The organism is Xanthomonas sp. DAR33341 (genome assembly GCF_003992815.1).
In the GTDB taxonomy this organism is placed as follows: Bacteria; Pseudomonadota; Gammaproteobacteria; order Xanthomonadales; family Xanthomonadaceae; genus Xanthomonas; species Xanthomonas cissicola.
Map to the genome: position 1 here is coordinate 157,637 of NZ_QEYV01000037.1, position 21,594 is coordinate 179,230.

At 65.6% G+C, this 21,594-nt stretch carries 19 protein-coding genes; 7 read left to right on the top strand and 12 right to left on the bottom strand.

Annotation, left to right across the window (positions count from 1 at the left end; genetic code table 11):
* Window positions 1–62: 62 nt before the first annotated feature.
* The 7 genes from EO156_RS19245 to EO156_RS19280 all read right to left on the bottom strand — a co-directional run bounded on the left by EO156_RS19245 (window position 63) and on the right by EO156_RS19280 (window position 10,064).
* Window positions 63–1,493, bottom strand: coding sequence for a replicative DNA helicase (locus tag EO156_RS19245; protein WP_003483586.1), 1,431 nt, complete (start codon window positions 1,491–1,493; stop codon window positions 63–65).
* A 221-nt stretch (window positions 1,494–1,714) separates the two neighbouring features.
* A complete protein-coding gene (locus EO156_RS19250) occupies window positions 1,715–2,269 on the bottom strand; it encodes an NADPH-dependent FMN reductase (RefSeq protein WP_016850352.1) in 555 nt (184 codons plus the stop codon).
* A 170-nt stretch (window positions 2,270–2,439) separates the two neighbouring features.
* Complete coding sequence (asnB, locus tag EO156_RS19255; protein ID WP_011050940.1) at window positions 2,440–4,380, bottom strand: asparagine synthase (glutamine-hydrolyzing); 1,941 nt, start codon at window positions 4,378–4,380, stop codon at window positions 2,440–2,442.
* Window positions 4,381–4,564: 184 nt separating this feature from the next.
* Window positions 4,565–5,203, bottom strand: coding sequence for a glutathione S-transferase family protein (locus tag EO156_RS19265; protein ID WP_005925696.1), 639 nt, complete (start codon window positions 5,201–5,203; stop codon window positions 4,565–4,567).
* 125 nt (window positions 5,204–5,328) lie between these two features.
* Window positions 5,329–7,890: a DUF3857 domain-containing protein gene (locus EO156_RS19270; protein WP_029828482.1), complete on the bottom strand. Its 2,562-nt coding sequence runs from the start codon at window positions 7,888–7,890 to the stop codon at window positions 5,329–5,331.
* A 62-nt stretch (window positions 7,891–7,952) separates the two neighbouring features.
* Window positions 7,953–9,128, bottom strand: coding sequence for an acyl-CoA dehydrogenase family protein (locus EO156_RS19275; protein ID WP_016849528.1), 1,176 nt, complete (start codon window positions 9,126–9,128; stop codon window positions 7,953–7,955).
* Window positions 9,129–9,272: 144 nt separating this feature from the next.
* Window positions 9,273–10,064, bottom strand: a complete 792-nt coding sequence (locus tag EO156_RS19280) for a glycine zipper 2TM domain-containing protein (protein WP_016849527.1) — start codon at window positions 10,062–10,064, stop codon at window positions 9,273–9,275.
* 145 nt (window positions 10,065–10,209) lie between these two features.
* Between EO156_RS19280 and EO156_RS19285 the strand changes: the two genes are divergently transcribed.
* Both EO156_RS19285 and EO156_RS19290 read left to right on the top strand, forming a co-directional pair.
* Window positions 10,210–10,425, top strand: a complete 216-nt coding sequence (locus EO156_RS19285; RefSeq protein ID WP_011050935.1) for a DUF6116 family protein — start codon at window positions 10,210–10,212, stop codon at window positions 10,423–10,425.
* Entirely contained in the window at window positions 10,425–11,192 is a 768-nt protein-coding gene (locus tag EO156_RS19290) for a TatD family hydrolase (protein ID WP_016849526.1), read from the top strand. The genes EO156_RS19285 and EO156_RS19290 overlap by 1 nt, the downstream gene beginning before the upstream one ends.
* Before the next feature lie 50 nt (window positions 11,193–11,242).
* Here the strand turns inward: EO156_RS19290 and EO156_RS19295 are convergent, their stop codons facing one another.
* The gene (locus tag EO156_RS19295) at window positions 11,243–12,073 is read right to left on the bottom strand and encodes a tRNA threonylcarbamoyladenosine dehydratase (protein ID WP_016849525.1); all 831 of its coding nucleotides are present in this window, start codon (window positions 12,071–12,073) and stop codon (window positions 11,243–11,245) included.
* A 74-nt stretch (window positions 12,074–12,147) separates the two neighbouring features.
* Here EO156_RS19295 and EO156_RS19300 point away from each other — a divergent pair, with 74 nt between their 5' ends.
* Together EO156_RS19300 and EO156_RS19305 are read left to right on the top strand one after the other, a co-directional pair.
* Window positions 12,148–12,576 carry a hypothetical protein gene (locus tag EO156_RS19300; RefSeq protein ID WP_016849524.1) on the top strand — a complete coding sequence of 143 codons (429 nt, stop codon included), beginning with the start codon at window positions 12,148–12,150 and terminating at the stop codon, window positions 12,574–12,576.
* Window positions 12,577–12,708: 132 nt separating this feature from the next.
* Entirely contained in the window at window positions 12,709–13,188 is a 480-nt protein-coding gene (locus EO156_RS19305) for a glycine zipper 2TM domain-containing protein (RefSeq protein ID WP_003483563.1), read from the top strand.
* A gap of 138 nt (window positions 13,189–13,326) precedes the next feature.
* Here the strand turns inward: EO156_RS19305 and EO156_RS19310 are convergent, their stop codons facing one another.
* Window positions 13,327–13,542, bottom strand: a complete 216-nt coding sequence (locus EO156_RS19310; RefSeq protein ID WP_003483561.1) for a cold-shock protein — start codon at window positions 13,540–13,542, stop codon at window positions 13,327–13,329.
* A gap of 226 nt (window positions 13,543–13,768) precedes the next feature.
* On the opposite strand from EO156_RS19310, the gene EO156_RS19315 reads away from it, so the two are divergent.
* Window positions 13,769–14,254: a DUF456 domain-containing protein gene (locus tag EO156_RS19315; protein ID WP_016849523.1), complete on the top strand. Its 486-nt coding sequence runs from the start codon at window positions 13,769–13,771 to the stop codon at window positions 14,252–14,254.
* 257 nt (window positions 14,255–14,511) lie between these two features.
* Complete coding sequence (locus EO156_RS19320) at window positions 14,512–15,645, top strand: phospholipase A (RefSeq protein ID WP_016849522.1); 1,134 nt, start codon at window positions 14,512–14,514, stop codon at window positions 15,643–15,645.
* 362 nt (window positions 15,646–16,007) lie between these two features.
* Here EO156_RS19320 and EO156_RS19325 read toward each other — a convergent pair whose 3' ends face one another.
* The 3 genes from EO156_RS19325 to EO156_RS19335 all read right to left on the bottom strand — a co-directional run bounded on the left by EO156_RS19325 (window position 16,008) and on the right by EO156_RS19335 (window position 19,228).
* Window positions 16,008–16,646: a carbonic anhydrase gene (locus tag EO156_RS19325; RefSeq protein ID WP_026006920.1), complete on the bottom strand. Its 639-nt coding sequence runs from the start codon at window positions 16,644–16,646 to the stop codon at window positions 16,008–16,010.
* 187 nt (window positions 16,647–16,833) lie between these two features.
* Window positions 16,834–17,469 (bottom strand): glutathione S-transferase family protein, encoded by a 636-nt coding sequence (locus EO156_RS19330; protein ID WP_003483541.1) that lies wholly within the window; start codon window positions 17,467–17,469, stop codon window positions 16,834–16,836.
* A 241-nt stretch (window positions 17,470–17,710) separates the two neighbouring features.
* A complete protein-coding gene (locus EO156_RS19335; protein WP_011050928.1) occupies window positions 17,711–19,228 on the bottom strand; it encodes a fumarate hydratase in 1,518 nt (505 codons plus the stop codon).
* A gap of 297 nt (window positions 19,229–19,525) precedes the next feature.
* Between EO156_RS19335 and EO156_RS19340 the strand changes: the two genes are divergently transcribed.
* A complete protein-coding gene (locus EO156_RS19340) occupies window positions 19,526–21,406 on the top strand; it encodes an ABC transporter ATP-binding protein (RefSeq protein ID WP_016849520.1) in 1,881 nt (626 codons plus the stop codon).
* Window positions 21,407–21,594: the final 188 nt, after the last annotated feature.

Here is a 21,594-nt window from a genome sequence, read left to right on the forward strand (position 1 = left end):
ACGCCACGATGGCGCGATGCCGCCGGGCGGCGGATGACCACCCGGCCGTTCCACGGCAGCGCTTACTCGAAACTGCCCACCGAGTCGTGCGCCAGGTTGTCGAAGCGGGTGTATTCGCCGAAGAACTTCAGCTTGCACGAGCCGGTCGGTCCACCGCGGTGCTTGCCGATGATGATTTCGGCCAGGCCCTTGTCCGGCGAATTTTCCTTGTTGTAGTAGTCGTCGCGGTAGATGAAGACGATCATGTCCGCGTCCTGCTCGATCGCGCCCGACTCGCGCAAGTCCGCCATCACCGGGCGCTTGTCGGTGCGCGTTTCCAGCGAGCGGTTGAGCTGGGACAACGCAATCACCGGCACGTTGAGCTCCTTGGCCAAGCCTTTCAGCGAGCGCGAGATTTCCGAAATTTCGGTCGCGCGGTTTTCGCTGTTGCCCGGCACCGACATCAGCTGCAGGTAGTCGATGACGATCAGGCCCAGGTCGTGCTCGCGCTTGAGCCGGCGGCACTTGGAACGCAGTACTTCCGGCGACACGCCAGGTGTGTCGTCGATGAAGATCTTGGTTTCCTTGAGCATCTTGATCGCGCCGGTCACGCGCGCCCAATCCTCGTCTTCCAGCGCACCGGTACGCAGGCGCTGCGCATTGATGCGGCCATTGGAGGAGATCAGGCGCATGGCCAACTGCGAGGCCGACATTTCCATCGAAAACACCGCCACGCCCTTCTTGGACTTGATCGCCGCATATTCGGCGATGTTCAGCGCAAAGGTGGTTTTGCCCATCGCCGGACGCGCCGCCAGGATGATCAGGTCGGTCGGCTGCAGGCCGGCGGTCATCGCATCGAAATCGGTGTAGCCGGTCGGCAGACCCGTGATGTTGCCGCCGTTTTCGAAGCGGTTGCGCAGCTCTTCGAAGGCATCCTTCAATGCCCCGGGCATGGCCACGAAATCGGTGCGCCCACGCGCGCCGGCTTCGGCGATCTTGAACACGGCCTTTTCGGCCGAGGACAGCAACTCGACGCTGTCGCGCCCTTCCGGCTGAAAGCCGTCGTTGACGATGGTGGTGCCCACTTCGATCAACTGCCGCAGCACCGCCTTGTCGCGCACGATTTCCGCATACGCGGCGATGTTGGCCGCCGACGGCGTGGTGCTGGCCAGCTCGATCAGGTACGCGCCATCGCCCACCTGCTCCAGCTTGCCCTGCGACTCGAACCATTCGCCCAGGGTCACTGCATCGAACGGGCGGTCTTTCTCGTTGAGTTCGCGAATCGCGCGGTAGATCAGCCGATGGTCGCGCCGGTAAAAGTCGTTTTCGGTGAGCTGGTCGTTGACCCGGTCGAACGCGTCCGGCGCCAGCATCAAGCCACCCAGCACCGCCTGCTCGGCCTCGACCGAATGCGGCGGTACCCGCAGCTGGTCCAGACGCGGCTCGGGACGATCGTAATCGTCGTCGTCGCGATCACGACTGCGCTTGGAACGGAAACCAGGACGAGCGGACATGGACAAACAAACCTGACGCGAGGAGACGAGGGCAGGAAGCATAGTCATCGGCGCAGCCGGCGACCATGCACAACTCTGTGGATAACTGGTGTATAGCCAGTGCACCAGCGTTCTACGCGCCGGCCGTCGCAAGTACCGAGACCCTTGCGCCGTTTGGGTTTCCGCCCTCACTCAGGTCCCAACGTGGCGCCGCACGTGCGCACGGCGCCGCTGTGGTCAACTCAGCGCTTGAGGTGCCCGATCAGGCCCAGGAACTGGTCGATGAAGCCCTGCAGGAACTTGCGGCTGTCGGCGTTGGCGACCTGCTCGTCGGGCCCGAACAGGCCGTCCTTGTATTGCAGGAACACTTCCGGCTGACCGAGCACATGCATGTCCAGATACGCCAACACGTTACGCAGGTGCTGCTGCGCGGTGGCAGTGCCGATCGCGCCGACCGAGACGCCCACCACCGCCGCCGGCTTGCCGGCAAACGCGCTATCGCCATAGGGGCGCGAGCCGGTGTCGATGGCGTTCTTGAGCACGCCGGGAATGGAGCGGTTGTATTCGGGAGTGACGAACAGCACCGCATCGGCAGCGCGGATCTGCTGCTTCAGGCGCGTGCCTTCGGCGGGATAATCGCCATCGCGGTCCTGGTTGTACAACGGGATATCGCCGATCTCCAGGTACTCGAACACGGCCCTGTCGCCGGCCAGATGCTCCAGCGCGCGCGCCAGCTGGCGGTTATACGACTCGGCGCGCAGGCTGCCGACCAGTACGGCAATGGTGAGCTTGCTCATGGGAATGCTCCGTGGAAAACAGAGCCCCACCCTACCCAGCCGGATGCTCAGGGCTGGTGAAACGCCGCCGGCATCTGTGGCGCAAGCGGCGGTGCGTACACGCGAGCGCGGCAACGTTCGCAGGAGGCTTTGCCCACTGCCGACCAGCGTCCACACCGCAGCGCCAGGCGTCAGCGCACCACAGCCGCCCGCTGTTCGCGCCAGTGTGCCTGCCAGGCCTGGAACATCAGCACCGTCCATAGATGCGTATGCCATTTGCGCTCGCCACCGTTGAAGTCGCGCCACAGGCGGGCCACGCTGTCTGCGGCGAATACGCCCTCGCGCTGCAGGGCGCCGTGCGCCAGCAGATCGTCTGCCCAGCCGTGCAGATCGCCGCGCAGCCATGCGCTGACCGGTGCGCCGAAGCCGCGCTTGCCGCGGTAGACCATCGCGTCCGGCAGGTAGCGGCACAGCACGCGCTTGAGCAGATACTTGCTCACTCCATCGCGATACTTCAGCGACAGCGGCAGCGACCAGGCGAATTCGGCCACGCGCCAATCCAGCAGCGGCGCACGCGCTTCCAGCCCCACCGCCATGGTGGTGCGGTCCACCTTGCACAGCAGATCGTCCGGCAAGTAGGCGGCAAAATCGGCCAGCATCATCGCGTCGGCCGGCGTACCGGACCCATGCAGCGGGTCGGCCAGGCTGTAGAAACTGTCGGGCTCGGTGGCGCCCAGCACCACCGCGGCCGGATCGCGCCAGCGCGAAATGCGGTTGCGGTAGATATCGCCGATGCCGCGTGCGCCGGCCTCGGCCACCAGCGCGGCCAGGCCGCCGGTGCGCGAGGACTCGCCGTTGCGGCGCGCCGCCACCGCCATCAACCGCCGCAGCGGGCCCGGCACCAGGCCGTGCATGCGCCAATTGCGCAGTGCGCGCTGATACCGACCATAGCCGAAGAACAATTCGTCGCCACCATCGCCGGACAGCGCCACCGTGACTCCGCCGCGCGCCAGCCGTGCGACCAACGCCGTCGGCACTTGCGACGCATCGGCGAAGGGTTCGTCGAACATGTCCGGCAGGTTCGGCACCACCGCCAGCGCATCGGCGCCGCTGACATACAGTTCGGTGTGGTCGGTGCACAGATGCGTGGCCACTTCGCGCGCCAGCGGCGCTTCGTCGTGATGCGAACCTTCGAAGCCGATGCTGAAGGTGTGCACCGGCTGCGCGCTCTGCGCCTGCATCATCGCAGTGACGATGGACGAGTCGGTGCCGCCGGAGAGAAACACGCCCACCGGCACATCGGCCACCATGCGCAAGGCCACCGCATCGCGCAGCACGCGATCCAATTGCTCTTCGGCCTGCGCGTCGGTACCGGTGAACGGCGTCGCCAGCGCGCGTTGCATCGCTTCGCGCGCGTTCCAGAACGGTTGCTGCGCCTGATCGGGACGATGCGCGGCCGCGCCGGCTGCGACGGCTTGTGCATCGATGCGCAGCACGCGGCCCGGCATCAGCTTGAAGGTGTGCTCGTGGATGCAGGCCGGCGCCGGGATATAGCCAAGCCGCAGCAGCAGGGTGAGCGCATCGCGATCCACGCCGTTGTCGAAATCCGGGTGCTGCCACAAGGCCTTGAGTTCGGAACCGAACACCAAGGTGTCGCCGGCCCACCCGTAGTACAGCGGCTTCTTGCCGACGCGGTCGCGGGCCAGGAACAGGCAGTTGTCGCGCTCGTCCCACAACGCAATGGCGAACATGCCGTTGCAGCGGGTCAACGTCTCGTCCAGCCCCCACTCCACCACGGCCGCCAGCAGCACTTCAGTATCGGAGTGGCCGCGGAAGCGATGCCCAAGCGCGGAAAGCGCTGCGCGCAATTGCGCGAAGTTATAGACCTCGCCGTTGTAGGCCAGCACGTAGCGGCCATCAGCCGAGCGCATCGGCTGATGGCCGAGCGGCGACAGATCCAAAATGCTCAAGCGCTGATGCGCCAGCGCTACGCCGGCCTGCGCATCGCACCAGGTGCCGGCATCGTCGGGGCCGCGGTGGCGCAAGGCGGCCCCCATCGGCCGCACCAGCGCATCGAGCTGTTCGCCATGCAGGCGCGGCGAGGCCAGCAACATTCCTGCCAATCCGCACATCGTCAGCGCTCCTGCCGGCCGGCCGCGACTAACCGGGCTGGGCCGGCACGCACGACGCGTCGTACGCGCCCGAACAGGCGCACGGCGAATGCCGATGCCGATGCCGATGCCGGAGAGTAAAGACAGCCGTCCGCCGAGCACGCAGCGCTGACGCAGCGCGCCACGTGCAGATCGCGCAGACGGCTCATGCCGCCACCGATGCAGCTGCCGGCATCGGCACATAACGCGGCAGCGCCTGCACGCGTTGTAACCAGGCGGTGATCGCCGGCCAGCGCTCCAGATCGAAACCGCCGTCTTCGGCGCAATGGGTGTAAGCGAACAGTGCGATATCGGCGATGCCGTAGTCGCTACCGGTGAACCAGGTGTGCTGCTGCAGGTGCTGCTCCATCACCGCCAGCGCCTGCTCGCCGCGTGCGCGCAGCTGCGGCAACTCGGCGCGGCGTGCGGCATCGCGCGGCGTCCACAGGCTGATGAACCGCGCCACTGCCACATAAGGTTCATGGCTGTATTGCTCGAAGAACATCCAGCTCAATGCCTGCGCACGCTGCCACGCATCGGTGGGCAGATACGGCGTGCCTTCGGCCAGCCAGAACAGGATCGCGTTGGATTCGGTCAATACGCGGCCATCGTCGCGCTCGACCATCGGCACCTTGCCGTTAGGGTTCTTGGCCAGATAGTCGGGCGTGCGGGTCTGCCCGGCCACGCTGTCCACCTCGACCCAGTGATAGCGGCTGCCCAGTTGTTCCAGCAGCAGGCGCACCTTGTAGCAATTGCCGGAACCGGACATGCCATGCACGGTCAACGGGGGACGCACGGTCGACATCTGGCTGGCTCCGCGGCAGCAACAAGGGGCTGGCAGTGTCACAGCCCCGCGTGCCTTTGCAAAGCCCTCCACGCAGCAGCGGCGCACCGATGCCAGCTTTGCGTGCACTGCCGCGCCGACCTGCGTCAGGCCAGGACCACTACCGCCACCGGCACACTCAATACCGCGATCAGGATGCCCAGTGCCGCCACCGTCAGCGCCCAGGCGCCGAACGCACGCGTGCGCGCACAGCCGGCGGCGGCGGCGGCGGCCTGTACCGAACAGACCGACCACCACAGCGCCCCCAGCATCAGCAGCAGGATGCATGTCGCCAGTTGCGCCATGCCGGCCGGATCGGTCGCGCCGGTGCGCAGCAATGCGACCTGGCCCTTGAGCGCGACCACGGCCGCCAGCAGGCACACCAGCCACGGCAACGCACAGCCGGCCATTGCCGGCAACACCGTCCCAAGCCGGGCGCTGCTGCCCATCCAACGCAGGATCTGCTTCAGCAACACGCATCCCAGCAAGGCGATTGCAACCACAACACTGACGCCACCGGCCTTGGCCCAGAGCGGCAGCGCATGCAGCCACACCCACGCCGACAGCAGCGTGGTGGCCGCAAACACAACCCAGGCGCTCCGGCGCATCCGAGCATGCTGCGGCATCCGCGTCACCGTGGCATGTGGATCGAACATGATTCCGCCCAGGCCACCGCCGCGCCACCAGAAAAAGCATGCCACCAGCAACAACACCAAGGCCGCCAAGCCGGCCACCGGGTAGCCGAGCGCACGCCAGTCCGGAGGCTGCGTGCGCCGCCGCGGCGCGAGATCGTGATTGAAATACAGCAGGTCGCGCGCGCGTTCCATGTCGGCAGCCGCACGCGCCACGCCGCTGGCCGGAATACGGTCGGTGAAGCGCTGCCACTCGCCCACGATGACCAGCTTTCCGTCGCGCATCGCGATGCTGCGCGAGAAGCGGAACCACGGATTGGCGACCACTTGGGTGTCTGCTGCCACCTGGGTCGCCGGGTCGCTTTGCACGCTTACGGTCTGCCGCGCCAGCCGCGGCCCGCCCAGCGCCAGCGGGCTCTTGCGCGCCTCTTTCGGTAACGCATCCATCCACTCGCCAAGCTGGAACAACGGGAAACCCAGCTCATCGCCCTCCTTCGCTGGCCACTCCAGCCGGTAGGCCTCGTGCGTGCGCACATTCAGCGGGTCGGCAGCGTCGATGCTTGGCACGCTCACCTGGGTCAGTGCGGTGTAGTACTGCTGCATGAATTCCAGATAGTGCTCGCCCACCGTCTGCGCACCATCGTCGTCGAAGCTGCTGGCGACACGCTCGCCGCGGCCCTGGCGATAGATGGTGTCCACCGTGAAGCTTGCCCAGCGCTGCGGCGTGCGCATCGAAATGGAGATTTCTTCGTTCACTTCGATCTGTGGCAACGCGGGCATCGGCGCAGGCACTTCAACCAACGTGTCCTGCCCTGCAATCACGGGCAATCCGCGCACGAACGGCAGTGGTCGCCGCTGTGCCAACGGGCCCTCTTCGCGATCGCGCGTGGCATCCACCCACACCTCCCCCTGCGGCAGATGCGCACGCACCACCACATGATCGAAGGCGTACGGACTGGGCAGCCGCTTTTCCAGCCCATGCCCTTTGTCGCTGTTGACCAGCACCGGCTCGGCGCGGATGCCGGCCAGTTGCAGCAGTGCGATCAGCAGCGTCGCCTTGTCCTTGCAGTCGCCATAGCGGTTGCGCAGCGTCACTTCGGGCGCGTGCGGGGCGTGCGAGTTTTCTCCCATGTCCAGCCCGACGTAACGGATCTCGCCCTGCACGAACGCCACGGCGCGCAGCAACGCCCCTTGCGGGTCGTCGCGACGCAACGTCAGGCTCTGCGCCATCCTGGCGGCCACCTGCGTCTGGTTGAATGCACGCGGATACAGCTGCGACGCCCAGGCCGCCACCGCGCCCCAACTGCCGGCGGTGGACACTTCGATCGCGCCATACGGGTCCACATCGTCCGGCGCGTCTTTTTCTTCCTGCACCGCCGCGATGTTGCGGGCGCCGATGTCCAACTGCGTCACCCCATCGAGCGTACGCACGTTCCGGCCGAACCCCGGGGCGCTGATGCGCCACTGCAGCGGCATGTCGGCCCGATAGCGCACACGTACCCGGCGCTCGCCCAGCGGCACGCCGTAGCGCGCTTCGAACACGTCGTAATAGCCTTTGCCGAACACCGGATTGCTGCCGCTGATGGTCACGCCATAGTCGACGCGGTCGCCCACGCGCAGGTCCGGCAAGGTGATCGACAGCGTCAGCGCGCCATCGATCAACCCATTTTCCAGCCCGCTCTCGCGCCGCAATTTGGCGTAATGCGCCTGCGTGCGCATATCGATGCGCTTGCCGGCACGCCAGACATCCAGGCTGTTGAGCTCCAGCTGCTGGTACTGCGGCTGATAGTCGATGGAAATCTGCCCGGCTTCCTCCAGGCTCTTGGCGCGCTGCACGGTGTAGCTGAGCCGGCGGTAAGCCTGCGGCACGCGGCCGGTCAGATCGACCTGGTCTGACACCAGCTCGTAGCGCAGCCCCGCAGCGCCGGGCACGTTCTCGGAAACGGCATCTGCCACCACCCAGCCCGGCGTCGGTGCCATGCGTGGCGCCTCGTTGGCCCGTGCTGGCACGAGGCTCGCGCCGACCAGCAGACACATGGTCCAGAAGACGCCGAACAGGCGTCGCATCACATCCTTGCTGATCAAACCCCCACTCCTCGTTAAAACGCATTGAGTCCTGTCAGCGCACGGCCCACCACCAGCTGGTGCACGGTTTCGGTGCCTTCGTAGGTGATCACCGATTCCAGGTTCAGCGCATGCCGGATCGCCACATGCTCGGTGGTGATGCCGGCCGCGCCCAGCAGGTCGCGGCATTCACGCGCCACATCCAGCGCCATGCGGCAATTATTCCATTTTGCCAGCGAGACCTGCTCCGGCTGCAGCGTCCCGGCTTCCTTCAAGCGCCCAAGCTGCAATGCCAGCAGCTGGGCGGTGGAAATCCGCCGCGCCATGTCGGCCAGTTTGATCTGCGCGCTTTGCGTGGCCGCCAACGGGCGGCCGAACAGGATGCGCTCGCCGGCATAGGCCAGCGCCTCGCGCAGGCAGGCCACTGCCGCGCCAATGGCGCCCCAGGCGATGCCGTAGCGTGCCTGGTTGAGGCAACTCAGCGGCGCCTTCAAACCGGCCGCCTGCGGCAACCGCATCTGCTCGGGCACGAACACGTTGTCCAGGAACAGGCCCGAGGTGACCGACGCACGCAGGCTCATCTTGTGGCTAATGTCGTGCGCGCTGAAACCGGCGCTGTCGGTCTCGACCAGAAAGCCGCGCACGCCGTCGTCGGTCTGCGCCCAGATGATCGCCAGCCCGGCGATGCTGCCGTTGGTGATCCACATCTTGGCGCCGTTCAAACGCCAGCCCTCGCCCTCGCGCACCGCGCGGGTGGTCATCGCGGCCGGGTCGGATCCGCCCTGCGCCTCGCTCAGGCCGAAACAGCCGATGACCCGGCCTGCCGCCATCTCCGGCAGCCAGCGCTGCCGCTGTTCGTCGCTTCCGTAGGCGTGGATGGGATACATGCACAACGACGATTGCACGCTGACGAAGCTGCGCAGGCCACTGTCGCCGCGCTCCAGTTCCTGGCAGATCAATCCGTAGGACACCGCGCCAAGGCCCGCACCGCCGTCGCGTACCGGCAGGCTGGCACCCAGCAGCCCCAGTTCCGCCAGCTCCGGAATCCACTCGCGCGGAAAGCGCCCGGCATCGAAGGCGTCGCCGATGGCCGGTACAACCCGCGTATCGGTAAAGCGCGCGACCGCGTCGTGCACCGCCCGCTCTTCGTCGGTGAGCAGCGCGCGTACGTCGAACAGGTCATCGGGGTGCACCGGCATGTTGGCTTCCATCGCAAGCTGAAAGCGCGATTATCTGCCAGTTACCGGGCCAACATGGCAGTGCACCGCTCCAGGGGATGGCGCAGACGAAAAGAGCCGGCAATGCCGGCTCTTTTCTTACCACTGCGCTGACTGCGCGTCGCTTCGGCCTACCCGTTACTGCCGGGTGCTCAAACCGTCCTGGCGCACGTTGGAATCGCCCGCCGTCGATGCCATCTGGGTCACCAGCTGGCCATCGACCACCGGCAGACGGTCGCTGGTGGGCTTGTCGTTCATGCGCACGGTCTTTTCGAAGCCGTCGTAGCGGTAGGTGACGTCATAGGCCACCACGTTGTCGGCGTCGCCCAGCGAGATGCGTTCGCCCGGCTTGCTGTCCATGCGCATGGTGCCGGTGGTGCCATCGGCATTGCGATAGGTCACGTCGTAGCCCACCACGCGCGAGGACTGCGAGTTGGCATTTTCGGTATGGCATTGGCGCTCTGTGCGATCAACCACCCGGCCGCCAACGTGGTTGCGGTCGATGCGGTTACCGATAAAGCCGCCACCCACCGCGCCTGCGGCGGTCGCCAGCTTGCGACCGTTGCCGCCGCCCACCTGGTTGCCGATCAGGCCGCCGATGACCGCACCGGCCACGGTGCCGCCCACGTTACCGTCGCGCTCGGGCAGACGCTCCTGCACCACGACATCGCGGCACACTTCACGCGGCGAGGTGCTGGTGGTGGTCTCGCGGACGGCGTTGCTGTTGATCACCTGCGCGTACTGCGGCTCGCGCTGGGTGATGGGGGCAACCTTGACCACATCGGCATATTCCAGGCCGCGCGGCGCTGGCTGGCCGTTGGCGACAAAATCGCTGGACGATGGGCGGTTGTTCATAAAAGCGGCAGTGGCGACGCCTCCGACCAGCAAGGCACCAGCAGCGACCAGTATAGTTGTCGTATTGCTCTTCATAACCAGCTCCCTGCGGACGCACCGCGTTGTTGACGGCCGTGATTCCAGCATGGGAACCCTGAACGAAAAGGCGCTCGCTCATGAACACGACGGTTAAGTTCAGCTAGCGGTTACTTCATGCATCTCTAACAGCCGGAGCATTCGCATGCGAAATCCCCTGACCGCACGCGCGCTGGACTGGGCCAGCACGCTGCGATATCCCACCTTGTTCAAGCTGGCCGCCGCGCTGTTTCTGATCGACATGGTGATGCCGGATCCGATCCCGTTCCTGGACGAATTGCTGTTCGGCCTGGCCACGCTGCTGCTGGCCAACTGGAAAACCCGCAAGGCGCCGGTGCCGGCACCGGTGCGCCGCGACTGATGCGGTTGATCGACAGCCATTGCCATCTGGATGCAGGCGAGTTCGACCACGACCGCGCGGCGGTGATCGCGCGCGCGCAGGCCGCCGGCGTCATGCAGCAAGTGGTGCCGGCGATCACCGCTGCCAGTTGGCCGGGCCTGCGTGCGGTCTGCGATCAGGCGCCTGGCCTCCACCCCGCTTACGGCCTGCATCCGCTGTTTCTGGAGCAGCACCGCCCTGCGCACCTGCAGGAGCTGGCCGAGTGGATCGAACGCGAGCGGCCCTGCGCGATCGGCGAATGCGGCCTGGACTTTTTCGTCGACGGACTGGATGCACACGCGCAGCGCGACTATTTCGATGCTCAGCTGCAGTTGGCCAAGCGCTTCGACCTGCCGCTGATCGTGCATGCCCGCCGCGCCACCGAAGAGGTCATCGCGCGCATCAAGGCGGTAGGTGGCCTGCGCGGCGTGGTGCACAGCTTTGCCGGCAGCCCCGAGCAGGCGCAGCAGTTGTGGAAACTGGATTTCATGATCGGCCTCGGCGGCCCGGTGACCTACCCGCGCGCCAATCGCTTGCGCGGGCTGGTGGCCCGCATGCCGCTGCAGCACCTGTTGCTGGAAACCGACGCGCCGGATCAGCCCGACGCCGGCATCCGCGGCCAACGCAACGAGCCGGCGTATCTGCGCACGGTATTGGACTGCATCGCCCAGCTGCGCGGGCAAGATCCTGCGCACATTGCTGCGCAGACGTCGGCCAACGCACGCAACCTGTTCGGCCTACCGCACTGAGCGCAGCGTGCGCATTAGCGCGCGGTCAGCACGACAGCGCGCAGGCCGCATCACGACGCCGCAACCGCCTCGGCTGCCGGCATCGCCACCGCAGCCTTGGGCTTGAGCAACATGTCCAGCGCCTTGCCCACCGCCACGAATGCAAAGGTGCCGGTGATATGCGTGGCCGCACCGAGCCCTGCCCCGCAATCGAGCTTGAGCGTGGCATCGGCATCGAGCTGTGGGCGGATGCCGCAGACGCTGCCATCGGCCTGCGGGTATTTCACGTTTTCCAGCGAATACACCGCGGGCACGCCGAAGTAGCGCTGCGGGTTCTTGGGGAAATTGAATTCGCTGCGCAGCTTCTTGCGGATGAGCGCCAGCATCGCATCGTGCTCGGTGCGCGAGACATCGCGCACGCGCACCAGCGTGGGGTCGGTGCGCCCGCCGGCCGCACCCACGGTCAGCAGCGGCAACCTGCGCCGACGGCACCAGGCGATGGTTTCCACCTTGACCCGAAAGCTGTCGCAGGCATCGATCACCAGGTCCAAGCCTTGACCCAGCAAGGTTTCGATATTGCCCGAGGTCAGGAAAGCCTCGACCGCGTCGGCTTCGATGTCCGGGTTGATCGCCACGCAGCGCTCGGCCATCGCCCGCGCCTTATTGCGACCGTACTGCCCGGCCAGCGCCGGCAGCTGCCGGTTGGTGTTGGACACGCACACGTCATCGGCATCGATCAGGCGGATGTGCCCCACCCCGGTGCGTGCCAATGCCTCGACCACCCACGAGCCCACCCCACCCATGCCGACCACCGCCACGCGGCACGCCGACAAGCGCTCGACCGTGCCGACCCCGTACAGCCGGTCGATACCGGCAAAGCGTTCACGCCATTGTGCTTTCATCGGCCTATTTTACGCGCCCCGCTCAGGGCGCGCCCACGCTGCCGCAACGAACGTTGCGTCCCAGGAGCCACCTCATGCACGCCCCGCCTCCCACCCAGTCCCGCGCGGCCCGCTACGCCTTCACGCTGGTGTTGGGCCTGCTGATCGGCCTGGTCGCCACGGTCATGGTGGCCAACGCACTACGAGCGCGGCGCGACCCGGTGCCCGACAGCCTGATGCAGATCATGGCCTACCAGCTACGCACGCTGCGGCCGGACGCAGGCGCCGCCTGCATGCCGGCGCAGCAACAGCGGCGGCTGCAATCGCTGCGCCTGCTGGCCGACGAAGTCGAGCCGGCCTTCCCCGCGATTGGCGAGGACCGCCGCTTCGGCGAGCACGCACAGGCATTGCGTGCCGTGTTGGATCGGGCCCAGGGCGTGACGCCGACCGATTGCAGGCAGCTAGGCCAACTCCACACCCGCATCTCCGATGCTTGCGAGGCCTGCCATCGCGACTTTCGCTGAGGTTTGATGAATACGACGCTCGGGTTTCGTTAAGCCTGCAGTGCCGTAGTTGGCGGGCCGTTCACCTGGACCATCACAGGATGACGTCGCCGCGGCCCCGGCCGCCTTTTCGAACCACCCCGGAGAGATCTCATGAAGACCCGACTGCTCGTCATTGGCCTGGCTGCAACCGCGACCCTGGTTGGCTGCGCCACCTCCCAACCCCAATACGGCAGCTATCGCGGCGATCGCGGTTATGACCAGGGCTACCCGCAGACGCAGCGTTGCGTGGATTGCGGCATCGTGACCCGGATCGACGAAGTCGGCCCGACCCGCACCGCGCCGACCGGCACTGGCGCCGTGCTCGGCGGCATCGTGGGCGCGGTGGCCGGCCGCCAGATTTCCAAGGAAACCGGCGGCAGTACGGGCAACAAGAACGTTTCGGCCGTGGCCGGCGCCGCTGCCGGCGCGCTGGCAGGTAACGCCATCCAGAACAACGTCACCAGCTCCAGCTTCGACGTGCAGGTGCGCATGGACGACGGCCGCGTGATCGTGGTCAACCAGCGCGACCTGGCGGGCGTGCGCGAGAACGCGTATGTGCGCGTGGTCAACGGCAAGGTCGTGCTGCGCTGATCCATCGGCTTGGTGGCGTAGACGTGCCGCCACTGCAGTGCCCTTCGGCAACGGCCGCGACAACACAGTCGCCACGCAACAAAAAGGCCCGGCGACGGGCCTTTTTGTTGCGTGGCTACCGCGCTCCGCGCAGCCGGCTCAGACCACCTGCACTGCATCGGCCTGCAGGCCCTTCTGGCCTTGCACGACCGTGAAGCTGACCTTCTGACCTTCCTTGAGACTTTTGAAGCCCTGGATCTGGATCGCGCGGAAATGCACGAAGACGTCTTCGCCATTTTCGCGGCTGATGAATCCAAAGCCTTTGGCGTCGTTGAACCACTTCACGACACCATTTTCGCGTTCGATATTGGACATCTCGACTGACTCCCTACGACACTGTGATGGACTAGCGGTGGTGGCTGTGATTGCAAGGAGGAAGCGAGGTACAAGGATGTAGCGGATCAGACGATCTACCGCATCAGGCCACGATTCACGGTGACCTTTGCAAACAGCAGCGGCTGCAACTTAACCTGCGCAAAATGAATTTTCAAGCACCCCTTGCGCCTTTTTGTCAAGCCTGATCAGGACCTGTGTAACCATCATGGACACCGCCGTCGTTTACTACGTCTTGGCCACAGCGCTGGTGCTGATCGGCCTGGCTGGCGTCATCCTGCCGGCCCTGCCGGGCCTGCCGCTGGTGTTCGCCGGCCTGCTGGTCGCCGCCTGGGCCGACAATTTCACCAACATCGGCTGGGTGACGCTGGTCGTGCTGGGGTTGATCACTGCGCTGTCGTACCTGGTCGACTTCTTGGCAACGCTGTACGGAGCGCAGCGGGTAGGTGCGAGCAAGATGGCGTTGTGGGGTTCGGTCATTGGGGGCATTGCAGGCATTTTCTTCATGCCGATCGGGCTGTTCATCGGCCCGTTCGCTGGCGCCTGGCTGGGCGAGTACTACCAGACACGCAAGTCCGGCCAGGCCACGAAGGTCGGGATCGGCACCTGGGTGGGCATCATGCTCGGCACCGCCACCAAGCTGGCGCTCGGCCTGTGCATGCTGGGCGCGTTCGCCATCGGCTGGTTTTTCTAGGGCTTTGGAAAAGCTTGAGGTCGGTGCATGCACTCTTTGTCCATGAGCGCGTGACGGCCACACGCGCTCAGTGGCTGACGCGTGGCGGGGCACACCATCCACATGCCCGTGTTAGGGCGGCACGTTGCAAGCAAACGCCGAGTTGAGGTGATTCGGTCGAATGTTATGCCGCCGTGTACACACTGCGTATGCAGACGCGACCATTAAGCTGCGCATCTCTGCGCCTGCCTGGCGCCTTCACTTCGGCCAGACTGCCCATGTCCAAGCACCACACCCGCCCCCTGATGCTGATCGCACTGGCCGCCGCACCATTGGCATATGCGCAGGAAATCGCACCGCAGCCGGCCTCGCCGCAAGCCTGCACCTCGGTGACCTCCGATGCCGCTCGTCTGGCCTGTTACGACAAGGCGCTGGGCTATACGCCACAGCAAACCGCAGAGGCAGATGCCGCAGCGCAATTGGCCAAGCAGAAGGAGGCCAAGCCCGACGATACGCGCGCGATCAGCCGGGTCGGCGATTTCTTCCGCGCCGACGGCCAGGACCAACCGAAAGAAGAAGCCGTGGCCAATGCCGGCCGCGGCTCGTTGCTGGACCGACGCTGGGAACTGGCCAAGGACTCCAAGCTGGGCACTTTCCAGCTACGCGGTTACAAGCCGGTGTACCTGTTGCCGGCGTTCTGGACCAGCGACACCAACCGCACCCCGCAGTCGCCGAATCCGGCCAACTCGGTCAATACCCCGCAGCAGCTGGACAGCACCGAGCTCAAGTTCCAGCTCAGCTTCAAGACCAAGGTGGTGGAAGACCTGTTCGGCGACAACGGCGATATCTGGATGGGCTACACCCAGAGCTCGCGCTGGCAGGCCTACAACGCCGATGCGTCGCGCCCGTTCCGCGAGACCAATTACGAGCCCGAAGCGATGCTGGTCTTTCGCAACAACTACAGCGTCTTCGGCTGGAAGGGCCGCATGAGCGGCATCAGCCTCAATCACATGTCCAACGGGCGCGCCGACCCGCTGTCGCGCTCGTGGAATCGGGTGATCCTGAACTTCGGGCTGGATCGGGAGAACTGGGCGCTGACACTGCGCCCGTGGTTCCGCATCAAGGAAGACCGCGCCGACGACAACAATCCCGATATCGAGGATTACATGGGCCGCGGCGATGCAACGCTGGTGTACAACAAGGACGGCCACGAATTCGCGCTGATCGCGCGCCATTCGCTGCGTGGCGGCGACCGCTCGCACGGTTCGGTGCAGCTGGATTACGGCTTCCCGATCACCAACCTGTTGCGCGGCCATGTGCAGGTGTTCGATGGCTACGGCGAAAGCATGATCGACTACAACCACAAGGCAACCTACATCGGTGTGGGCGTGTCGTTGCTGGAGTGGTTCTAAGCACTCCCAGCACCGGCTGCGCTCACTGCCACGCGGGCGCAGCCGGTGTCGGTGTTCGGTGTGTACTACTTCAACTTTGCGAGCCCGATGCGCCCGTGCCCACTGCCGGCCACTTTTCTTGATCGCTCTGGCAGCGGTCAATGGTGTTGTAGGTGCTCACGACAAGCGCTGCTGCCGATGATCGCCTGCATCACGGGCGGCGCATCGTGCGAGGGAGTTGATCGGCAAACTGTACCGAGCCGATCAAATAGAAGGCCGGCATGTGCGCATGTCGGCCTTTTCGTCTTACGCAACCATGCTGCAGGACACGTTACCGGCGGACCAAAGCATATTGCGATGGCCGAGGCTTGCCTGCGCCCGACTCAAACGTCGAAAAAGTCCACCTTGCCGTCCTGCAAGGTGTAGTACGCACCGACCACGCGCACATTGCCAGCGCGCAATGGTTCGAGCAACGCAGGTTCGGACGCCGCGCGCAAGCGGTCGACGGTACGCTTGACGTTGGCCTTGACCGAATCGGCCAGCAGGTCGGTACCGCCCTTGGCCTTGGCGGTCAGCACCGCCGGAACGATCGGCTCGATCATCGAGCCGATGGCGCCCGGGAAGAACGTGTTGTTCTCCACGACCGACACTGCCGCCGCCACCGCACCGCAGCTTTCGTGGCCCATCACCACCACCAGCGGCACGCCGAGCTGGCTGACTGCATATTCGATCGAACCGAGCGCTGTGGTATCGACGGTATTGCCGGCGTTGCGGACGATGAACATTTCGCCCAGGCCGCGGCCGAACAGCAGCTCCGGCGGCACGCGCGAATCCGAGCACGACACCAGGACGACGAACGGGGTCTGGCCCAGCGCGAGCTCCAGACGGCGCTTGCTGTCGGAGATCACTTTCCTGGGCCGGTTTTGGACGAATGCATTGTTGCCGTCACGCAGAATCTGCAGCGCCTGCTCGGCATTCAAATCGGTCTTCTTGGACGGCGCCGCGCGTATGGCGAACGGCAGGGACGCGGCAGCGGCCGCGATCGGCGCGCAACAGGCGCACTGCAGCAATTTTCGACGCGATGCGGAATGCGACATGGACGAGCCCCCCTGCTGTGTGGTTGGTGTCGCGATCGTACTATGTGGCGGACGCGACCCAACGGGCCGAATGGGCATCTGCGATCAGCCGACGCATTGCGCGGACGCAGGTTCAGGTCCAGTCCGTCAGGCCTTCCCGGCGATAGGTTTCCTGGAATGCTGGGCGCGCCTTCATCTGCATTGCGTGCGCCCGCAGCGCCGGCCAGGTATCGGTCGGCCGCGGCATGTTGCGCGACCAGCGCATCAGCATGGTCAACATGAAATCGGCCGCCGACACGGTCTTGCCGAGCAGATACGGGCCATGGGCCTGCAGATGCGCATCGACCTGGGTCCAGGCCGCTTCGAGCTTGCGGCGGGCGTGCATCTGCGCCGCCTCGGCCTGCCCGGCCCCGGCAGGCTCGCTCGGATAGAACCAGGCGCGGTACGCCGGCTGCAGGGTGTTGGCGCAGAAGAACATCCACTTGTAGTACGCCGCACGCTCGGGCGTGCCGACTGCCGGGGCCAGCCCGGCCTGGGGATGCAGATCGGCCAGCTGCAGCACGATGGCTGCGGCTTCCGTGAGCACTTGGCCGTCCAGCACCAGCGTGGGCACCACGCCGGCCGGATTGAGCGCCAGATACTGCGGCGATTTGTGTTCGCCGCGTTCGAAATCCAGCGGGTGCAGTGCGTGCGGGATATCCAGTTCGATCAGCAGCCAATGCACCACCAACGCTGCGGTGCTGGGGGAGTGGTACAACGTGGCGACCATGCGGGCTCCGGGATCGGTAGGGACAGGTACGCAAGGCGGGCAAAGCCTGCGCGGGTCACCGCGATTGTCGTTGTTTTTACCGGGCAGTCGAAGACCTGTGTGCTGCAATCCCCGCTGCACCGGCACGCGCCTCGATATCGCAACGCCCTCAACGCGGTGCCGCATGCGCGCATCGTCCCTGCAACTCACCGGCACCGGCCACGCCTGCGCAACGCAGGTGCAGCCGGTTGGATCGTCGCAGTTACTCCACCACCACCGGAATCTTGCCGATACGCGACTGCCATTGGCGCGGGCCGGTCTTGTGCACCGATTCGCCGCTGGAATCCACCGCGACCGTCACCGGCATGTCCTTGACCTCGAATTCGTAGATCGCCTCCATGCCGAGGTCCTCGAACGCCAGCACGCGCGCGGCCTTGATCGCCTTGGACACCAGATAGGCCGAGCCGCCGACCGCCATCAGATACACGGCCTTGTTGTCGCGGATCGCGGCGATCGCCGCATCGCCGCGCTCGGATTTGCCGACCATGCCGAGCAGGCCGGTCTGTTCCAGCATCTGCCGGGTGAACTTGTCCATGCGCGTGGCGGTGGTCGGGCCAGCCGGGCCGACCACTTCGTCGCGCACCGGATCGACCGGGCCGACGTAGTAGATGAAGCGGTTGGTGAAGTCCACCGGCAGGGTTTCGCCGCGGTTGAGCATGTCGATCATGCGCTTGTGCGCGGCATCGCGGCCGGTCAGCAGCTTGCCATTGAGCAGGATCGTCTCGCCCGGTTTGAAGCTGGCCACTTCTTCCTTGCTGATGGTGTCCAGATTGACCCGGCGCGCATTGGTCGGGTTGTAGGTGAGCTTGGGCCAATCTTCCAGCGACGGCGGATCCAGCATCACCGGGCCGCTGCCGTCCAGCGTGAAGTGCGCATGGCGGGTAGCGGCGCAGTTGGGGATCAACGCCACCGGCAGGTTGGCGGCATGGGTCGGATAATCCTTGACCTTGATGTCCAGCACCGTGGTCAGGCCGCCCAGGCCCTGCGCGCCGATGCCCAGCGCGTTGACCTTTTCGTACAGCTCAAGACGAAGCTCTTCGGCACGGTTGGAGGGGCCGCGCGCCTGCAGGTCGACGATGTCGATCGGCTCCATCAAGGCTTCCTTGGCCAGCAGCATCGCCTTCTCTGCGGTGCCGCCAATGCCGATGCCGAGCATGCCCGGCGGGCACCAGCCGGCGCCCATGGTCGGCACGGTCTTGAGCACCCAGTCGACGATGGAATCGGACGGATTGAGCATGGCGAACTTGCTCTTGGCCTCCGAGCCGCCGCCCTTGGCCGCGACGATCACCTCGACATGGTCGCCGGGCACGATCTTGGTGTTGACCACCGCCGGCGTGTTGTCGCGGGTGTTGGCGCGCTTGCCGGCCGGATCGGCCAGCACGCTGGCGCGCAGCTTGTTGTCGGGGTGGTTGTAGGCGCGGCGCACGCCCTCGTTGACCATGTCTTCCACGCCCAGCGTGGCGTCGTCCCATCGCACGTTCATGCCGATTTCCAGGAACACGGTGACGATGCCGGTGTCCTGGCAGATCGGGCGGTGGCCTTCGGCGCACATACGCGAATTGATCAGGATCTGCGCAATGGCGTCCTTGGCGGCCGGCGATTCTTCGCGCTCGTAGGCGGCGGACAGGTTCTTGATGTAATCGACCGGGTGGTAGTAGCTGATGTACTGCAGCGCATCGGCGACGGACTGGATGAGGTCTTCCTGCTTGATCGAGGTCACGGCTGGCTCTACGGCTGGCGGGGGCAATCCGGCCATTTTAGAGCAAACCGCAGGCGCGTCCGGGCGCAATGTCAATCGATGCGATTGAGCGTTGCCGGAGAGTGCGTTTCGTCAGTGCGCCACTGCGGTGGCGCTCGGGTGATAGCCAGCGACGAATGCGCCGACCGTTGCCCCTGCAGCGGCTGGCGGTATCTCGGCGCGCCGTGGGCAGGCACGTAATTGGCCCGCGCCCCGCCCCATCAGCCAGTCACCCAGCCCAACACCCCGCGCCCACGCCGGGCGCGGCACACTGGCGCGATGTCAGCTTCCCGTTCCGGCGCTACTGCGCCTGCCACTCCCCGTACCGGCCCTACCCTGCGCGAGCGCCTGGATGCGCTGCGCAATCTCCCGCCGTTCCTGCAGCAGATCTGGCAGACCAGCCGCTGGCTGAGTGCCAGCAGCATCGGCTTGCGCGTGCTGCGCGCGCTGATGCCGGTGGCGACGCTATACATCGGCAAATTGATCATCGACGAGGCGATCCATCTGGTCGGCCAACCGTCGGCATTCGACTCGTTCGCGCAGGCCCTGGGCAGCGGCCGCCTGAACCGGCTGTTGGAACTGCTGGCGCTGGAACTGGCGCTGGCGATCGGCTCGGACCTGCTCGGCCGGCTGGTCGGCTACGCCGATGCGCTGCTGTCGGAGTTGTTCAACAACGCCGCCAGCGTGCGTCTGATGGAACATGCCGCGCAGCTGGATCTGGAGGATTTCGAAGACCCGGACCGTCAGGACAAGCTGGATCGCGCGCGACGCCAGACCATGAACCGCATGAACCTGATGAGCCAGCTGTTCGGCCAGGTGCAGGACGCCATTACCGTGATCAGCCTGGCGGTGGGCCTGGTGGTCTACGCGCCCTGGTTGATCGTGCTGCTGGCGGTTGCGTTGATTCCGGCCTTCATCGGCGAGGCACACTTCAATGCGTTGGGGTATTCGCTCAATTTCCAGTGGACGCCGGAACGGCGCCAGCTCGATTACCTGCGCCAGGTCGGCGCCAGCGTGGAGACGGCCAAGGAGGTCAAAATCCTCAACCTGCACCGCTTCCTGATTGCGCGCTACCGCCGGCTGGCCGACAAGTTCTTCCAGGCCAACCGTGCGCTGGCACGCAAGCGCGCAATGTGGGGGGCGTTGCTGGCCGCGCTCGGCACCCTGGGCTACTACATGGCCTACGGCTACATCGCCTGGCGCACCGTGCGCGGCGACTTCAGCATCGGCGATCTGACCTTTCTGGCCGGCAGCTTCCTGCGCCTGCGGCAATTGCTGGAAGGCTTGCTGATCGGCTTTTCGCAGGTCGCCGGCCAGGCGCTGTATCTGGACGATCTGTACTCGTTCTTCAACATCGTGCCGGAAATCCGCTCGCGCCCGAACGCGCTGCCGGTGCCGCGCCCGATCCGCCAGGGCTTCGTGTTCGAAGATGTCGGCTTCCGCTACCCGGATGCCGAACAGTGGACGGTGCGGCATCTGGATTTCGAATTGCGCGCCGGCGAAGTGCTGGCGCTGGTCGGCGAAAACGGCGCCGGCAAGACCACCCTGGTCAAGCTGCTGGCACGGCTCTACGACCCCGACGAAGGCCGCATCCTGCTCGATGGCCAGGATCTGCGCGACTACGATCTGGACGAGCTGCGCGCCAACCTGGGCGTGATTTTCCAGGACTTCGTGCGCTATCACCTGAGCGTTGGCGAAAACATCGGCGTCGGCCAGGTGGACGCGATGGACGATACGCCACGCATCCGCGCCGCCGCACAACGCGCCATGGCCGGCGAGCTGATCGACAGCCTGCCCGATGGCTACAACCAGCTGATCGGGCGGCGTTTCAAGAACAGCGTGGATCTGTCCGGCGGGCAATGGCAGAAAATCGCCATCGCCCGCGCCTACATGCGCGATGCGCAGCTGATGATCCTGGACGAACCCACCGCCGCGCTGGATGCGCGCAGCGAATTCGAGGTGTTCCAGCGCTTCAAGGAACTCTCGGATAACCGCACCGCGGTGCTGATCTCGCACCGTTTCTCCAGCGTGCGCATGGCCGACCGCATCCTGGTGCTCGCTGCCGGCCGCATCGAAGCCAATGGCACCCACGAAGAGCTGATGGCGCAGGGCGGCCGGTATGCGGAATTGTTCGAATTGCAGGCGGCGGGGTATCGGTGAAGCTGGGAATGGGGAATGGGGAATGGGGAATCGTAAAAGCGGTTTCTTGGTGGTGACACTTGGCGTCCTGATCAGCGAGCGTGCAGACCCCTTGGACAGCCACACCCATTCTCCATTCCCGATTCCCCATTCCCGATCCCCACCCAAATGAGAGTTCATCTCATTTGGCCAGCTTGAGGTAGAATTGG

Bases quoted from the DNA above. Each gene is read 5' to 3' on its own strand.
- EO156_RS19250 (WP_016850352.1), bottom strand. From the start codon at position 2,269: ATGAGCAAGCTCACCATTGCCGTACTGGTCGGCAGCCTGCGCGCCGAG.
- EO156_RS19340 (WP_016849520.1), top strand. From the start codon at position 19,526: ATGTCAGCTTCCCGTTCCGGCGCTACTGCGCCTGCCACTCCCCGTACC.
- EO156_RS19330 (WP_003483541.1), bottom strand. From the start codon at position 17,469: ATGGTCGCCACGTTGTACCACTCCCCCAGCACCGCAGCGTTGGTGGTG.
- EO156_RS19275 (WP_016849528.1), bottom strand. From the start codon at position 9,128: ATGGAAGCCAACATGCCGGTGCACCCCGATGACCTGTTCGACGTACGC.
- EO156_RS19280 (WP_016849527.1), bottom strand. From the start codon at position 10,064: ATGAAGAGCAATACGACAACTATACTGGTCGCTGCTGGTGCCTTGCTG.
- EO156_RS19320 (WP_016849522.1), top strand. From the start codon at position 14,512: ATGTCCAAGCACCACACCCGCCCCCTGATGCTGATCGCACTGGCCGCC.
- EO156_RS19265 (WP_005925696.1), bottom strand. From the start codon at position 5,203: ATGTCGACCGTGCGTCCCCCGTTGACCGTGCATGGCATGTCCGGTTCC.
- asnB (WP_011050940.1), bottom strand. From the start codon at position 4,380: ATGTGCGGATTGGCAGGAATGTTGCTGGCCTCGCCGCGCCTGCATGGC.
- EO156_RS19315 (WP_016849523.1), top strand. From the start codon at position 13,769: ATGGACACCGCCGTCGTTTACTACGTCTTGGCCACAGCGCTGGTGCTG.
- EO156_RS19270 (WP_029828482.1), bottom strand. From the start codon at position 7,890: ATGTGTCTGCTGGTCGGCGCGAGCCTCGTGCCAGCACGGGCCAACGAG.
- EO156_RS19295 (WP_016849525.1), bottom strand. From the start codon at position 12,073: ATGAAAGCACAATGGCGTGAACGCTTTGCCGGTATCGACCGGCTGTAC.
- EO156_RS19300 (WP_016849524.1), top strand. From the start codon at position 12,148: ATGCACGCCCCGCCTCCCACCCAGTCCCGCGCGGCCCGCTACGCCTTC.
- EO156_RS19305 (WP_003483563.1), top strand. From the start codon at position 12,709: ATGAAGACCCGACTGCTCGTCATTGGCCTGGCTGCAACCGCGACCCTG.
- EO156_RS19310 (WP_003483561.1), bottom strand. From the start codon at position 13,542: ATGTCCAATATCGAACGCGAAAATGGTGTCGTGAAGTGGTTCAACGAC.
- EO156_RS19245 (WP_003483586.1), bottom strand. From the start codon at position 1,493: ATGTCCGCTCGTCCTGGTTTCCGTTCCAAGCGCAGTCGTGATCGCGAC.
- EO156_RS19290 (WP_016849526.1), top strand. From the start codon at position 10,425: ATGCGGTTGATCGACAGCCATTGCCATCTGGATGCAGGCGAGTTCGAC.
- EO156_RS19285 (WP_011050935.1), top strand. From the start codon at position 10,210: ATGCGAAATCCCCTGACCGCACGCGCGCTGGACTGGGCCAGCACGCTG.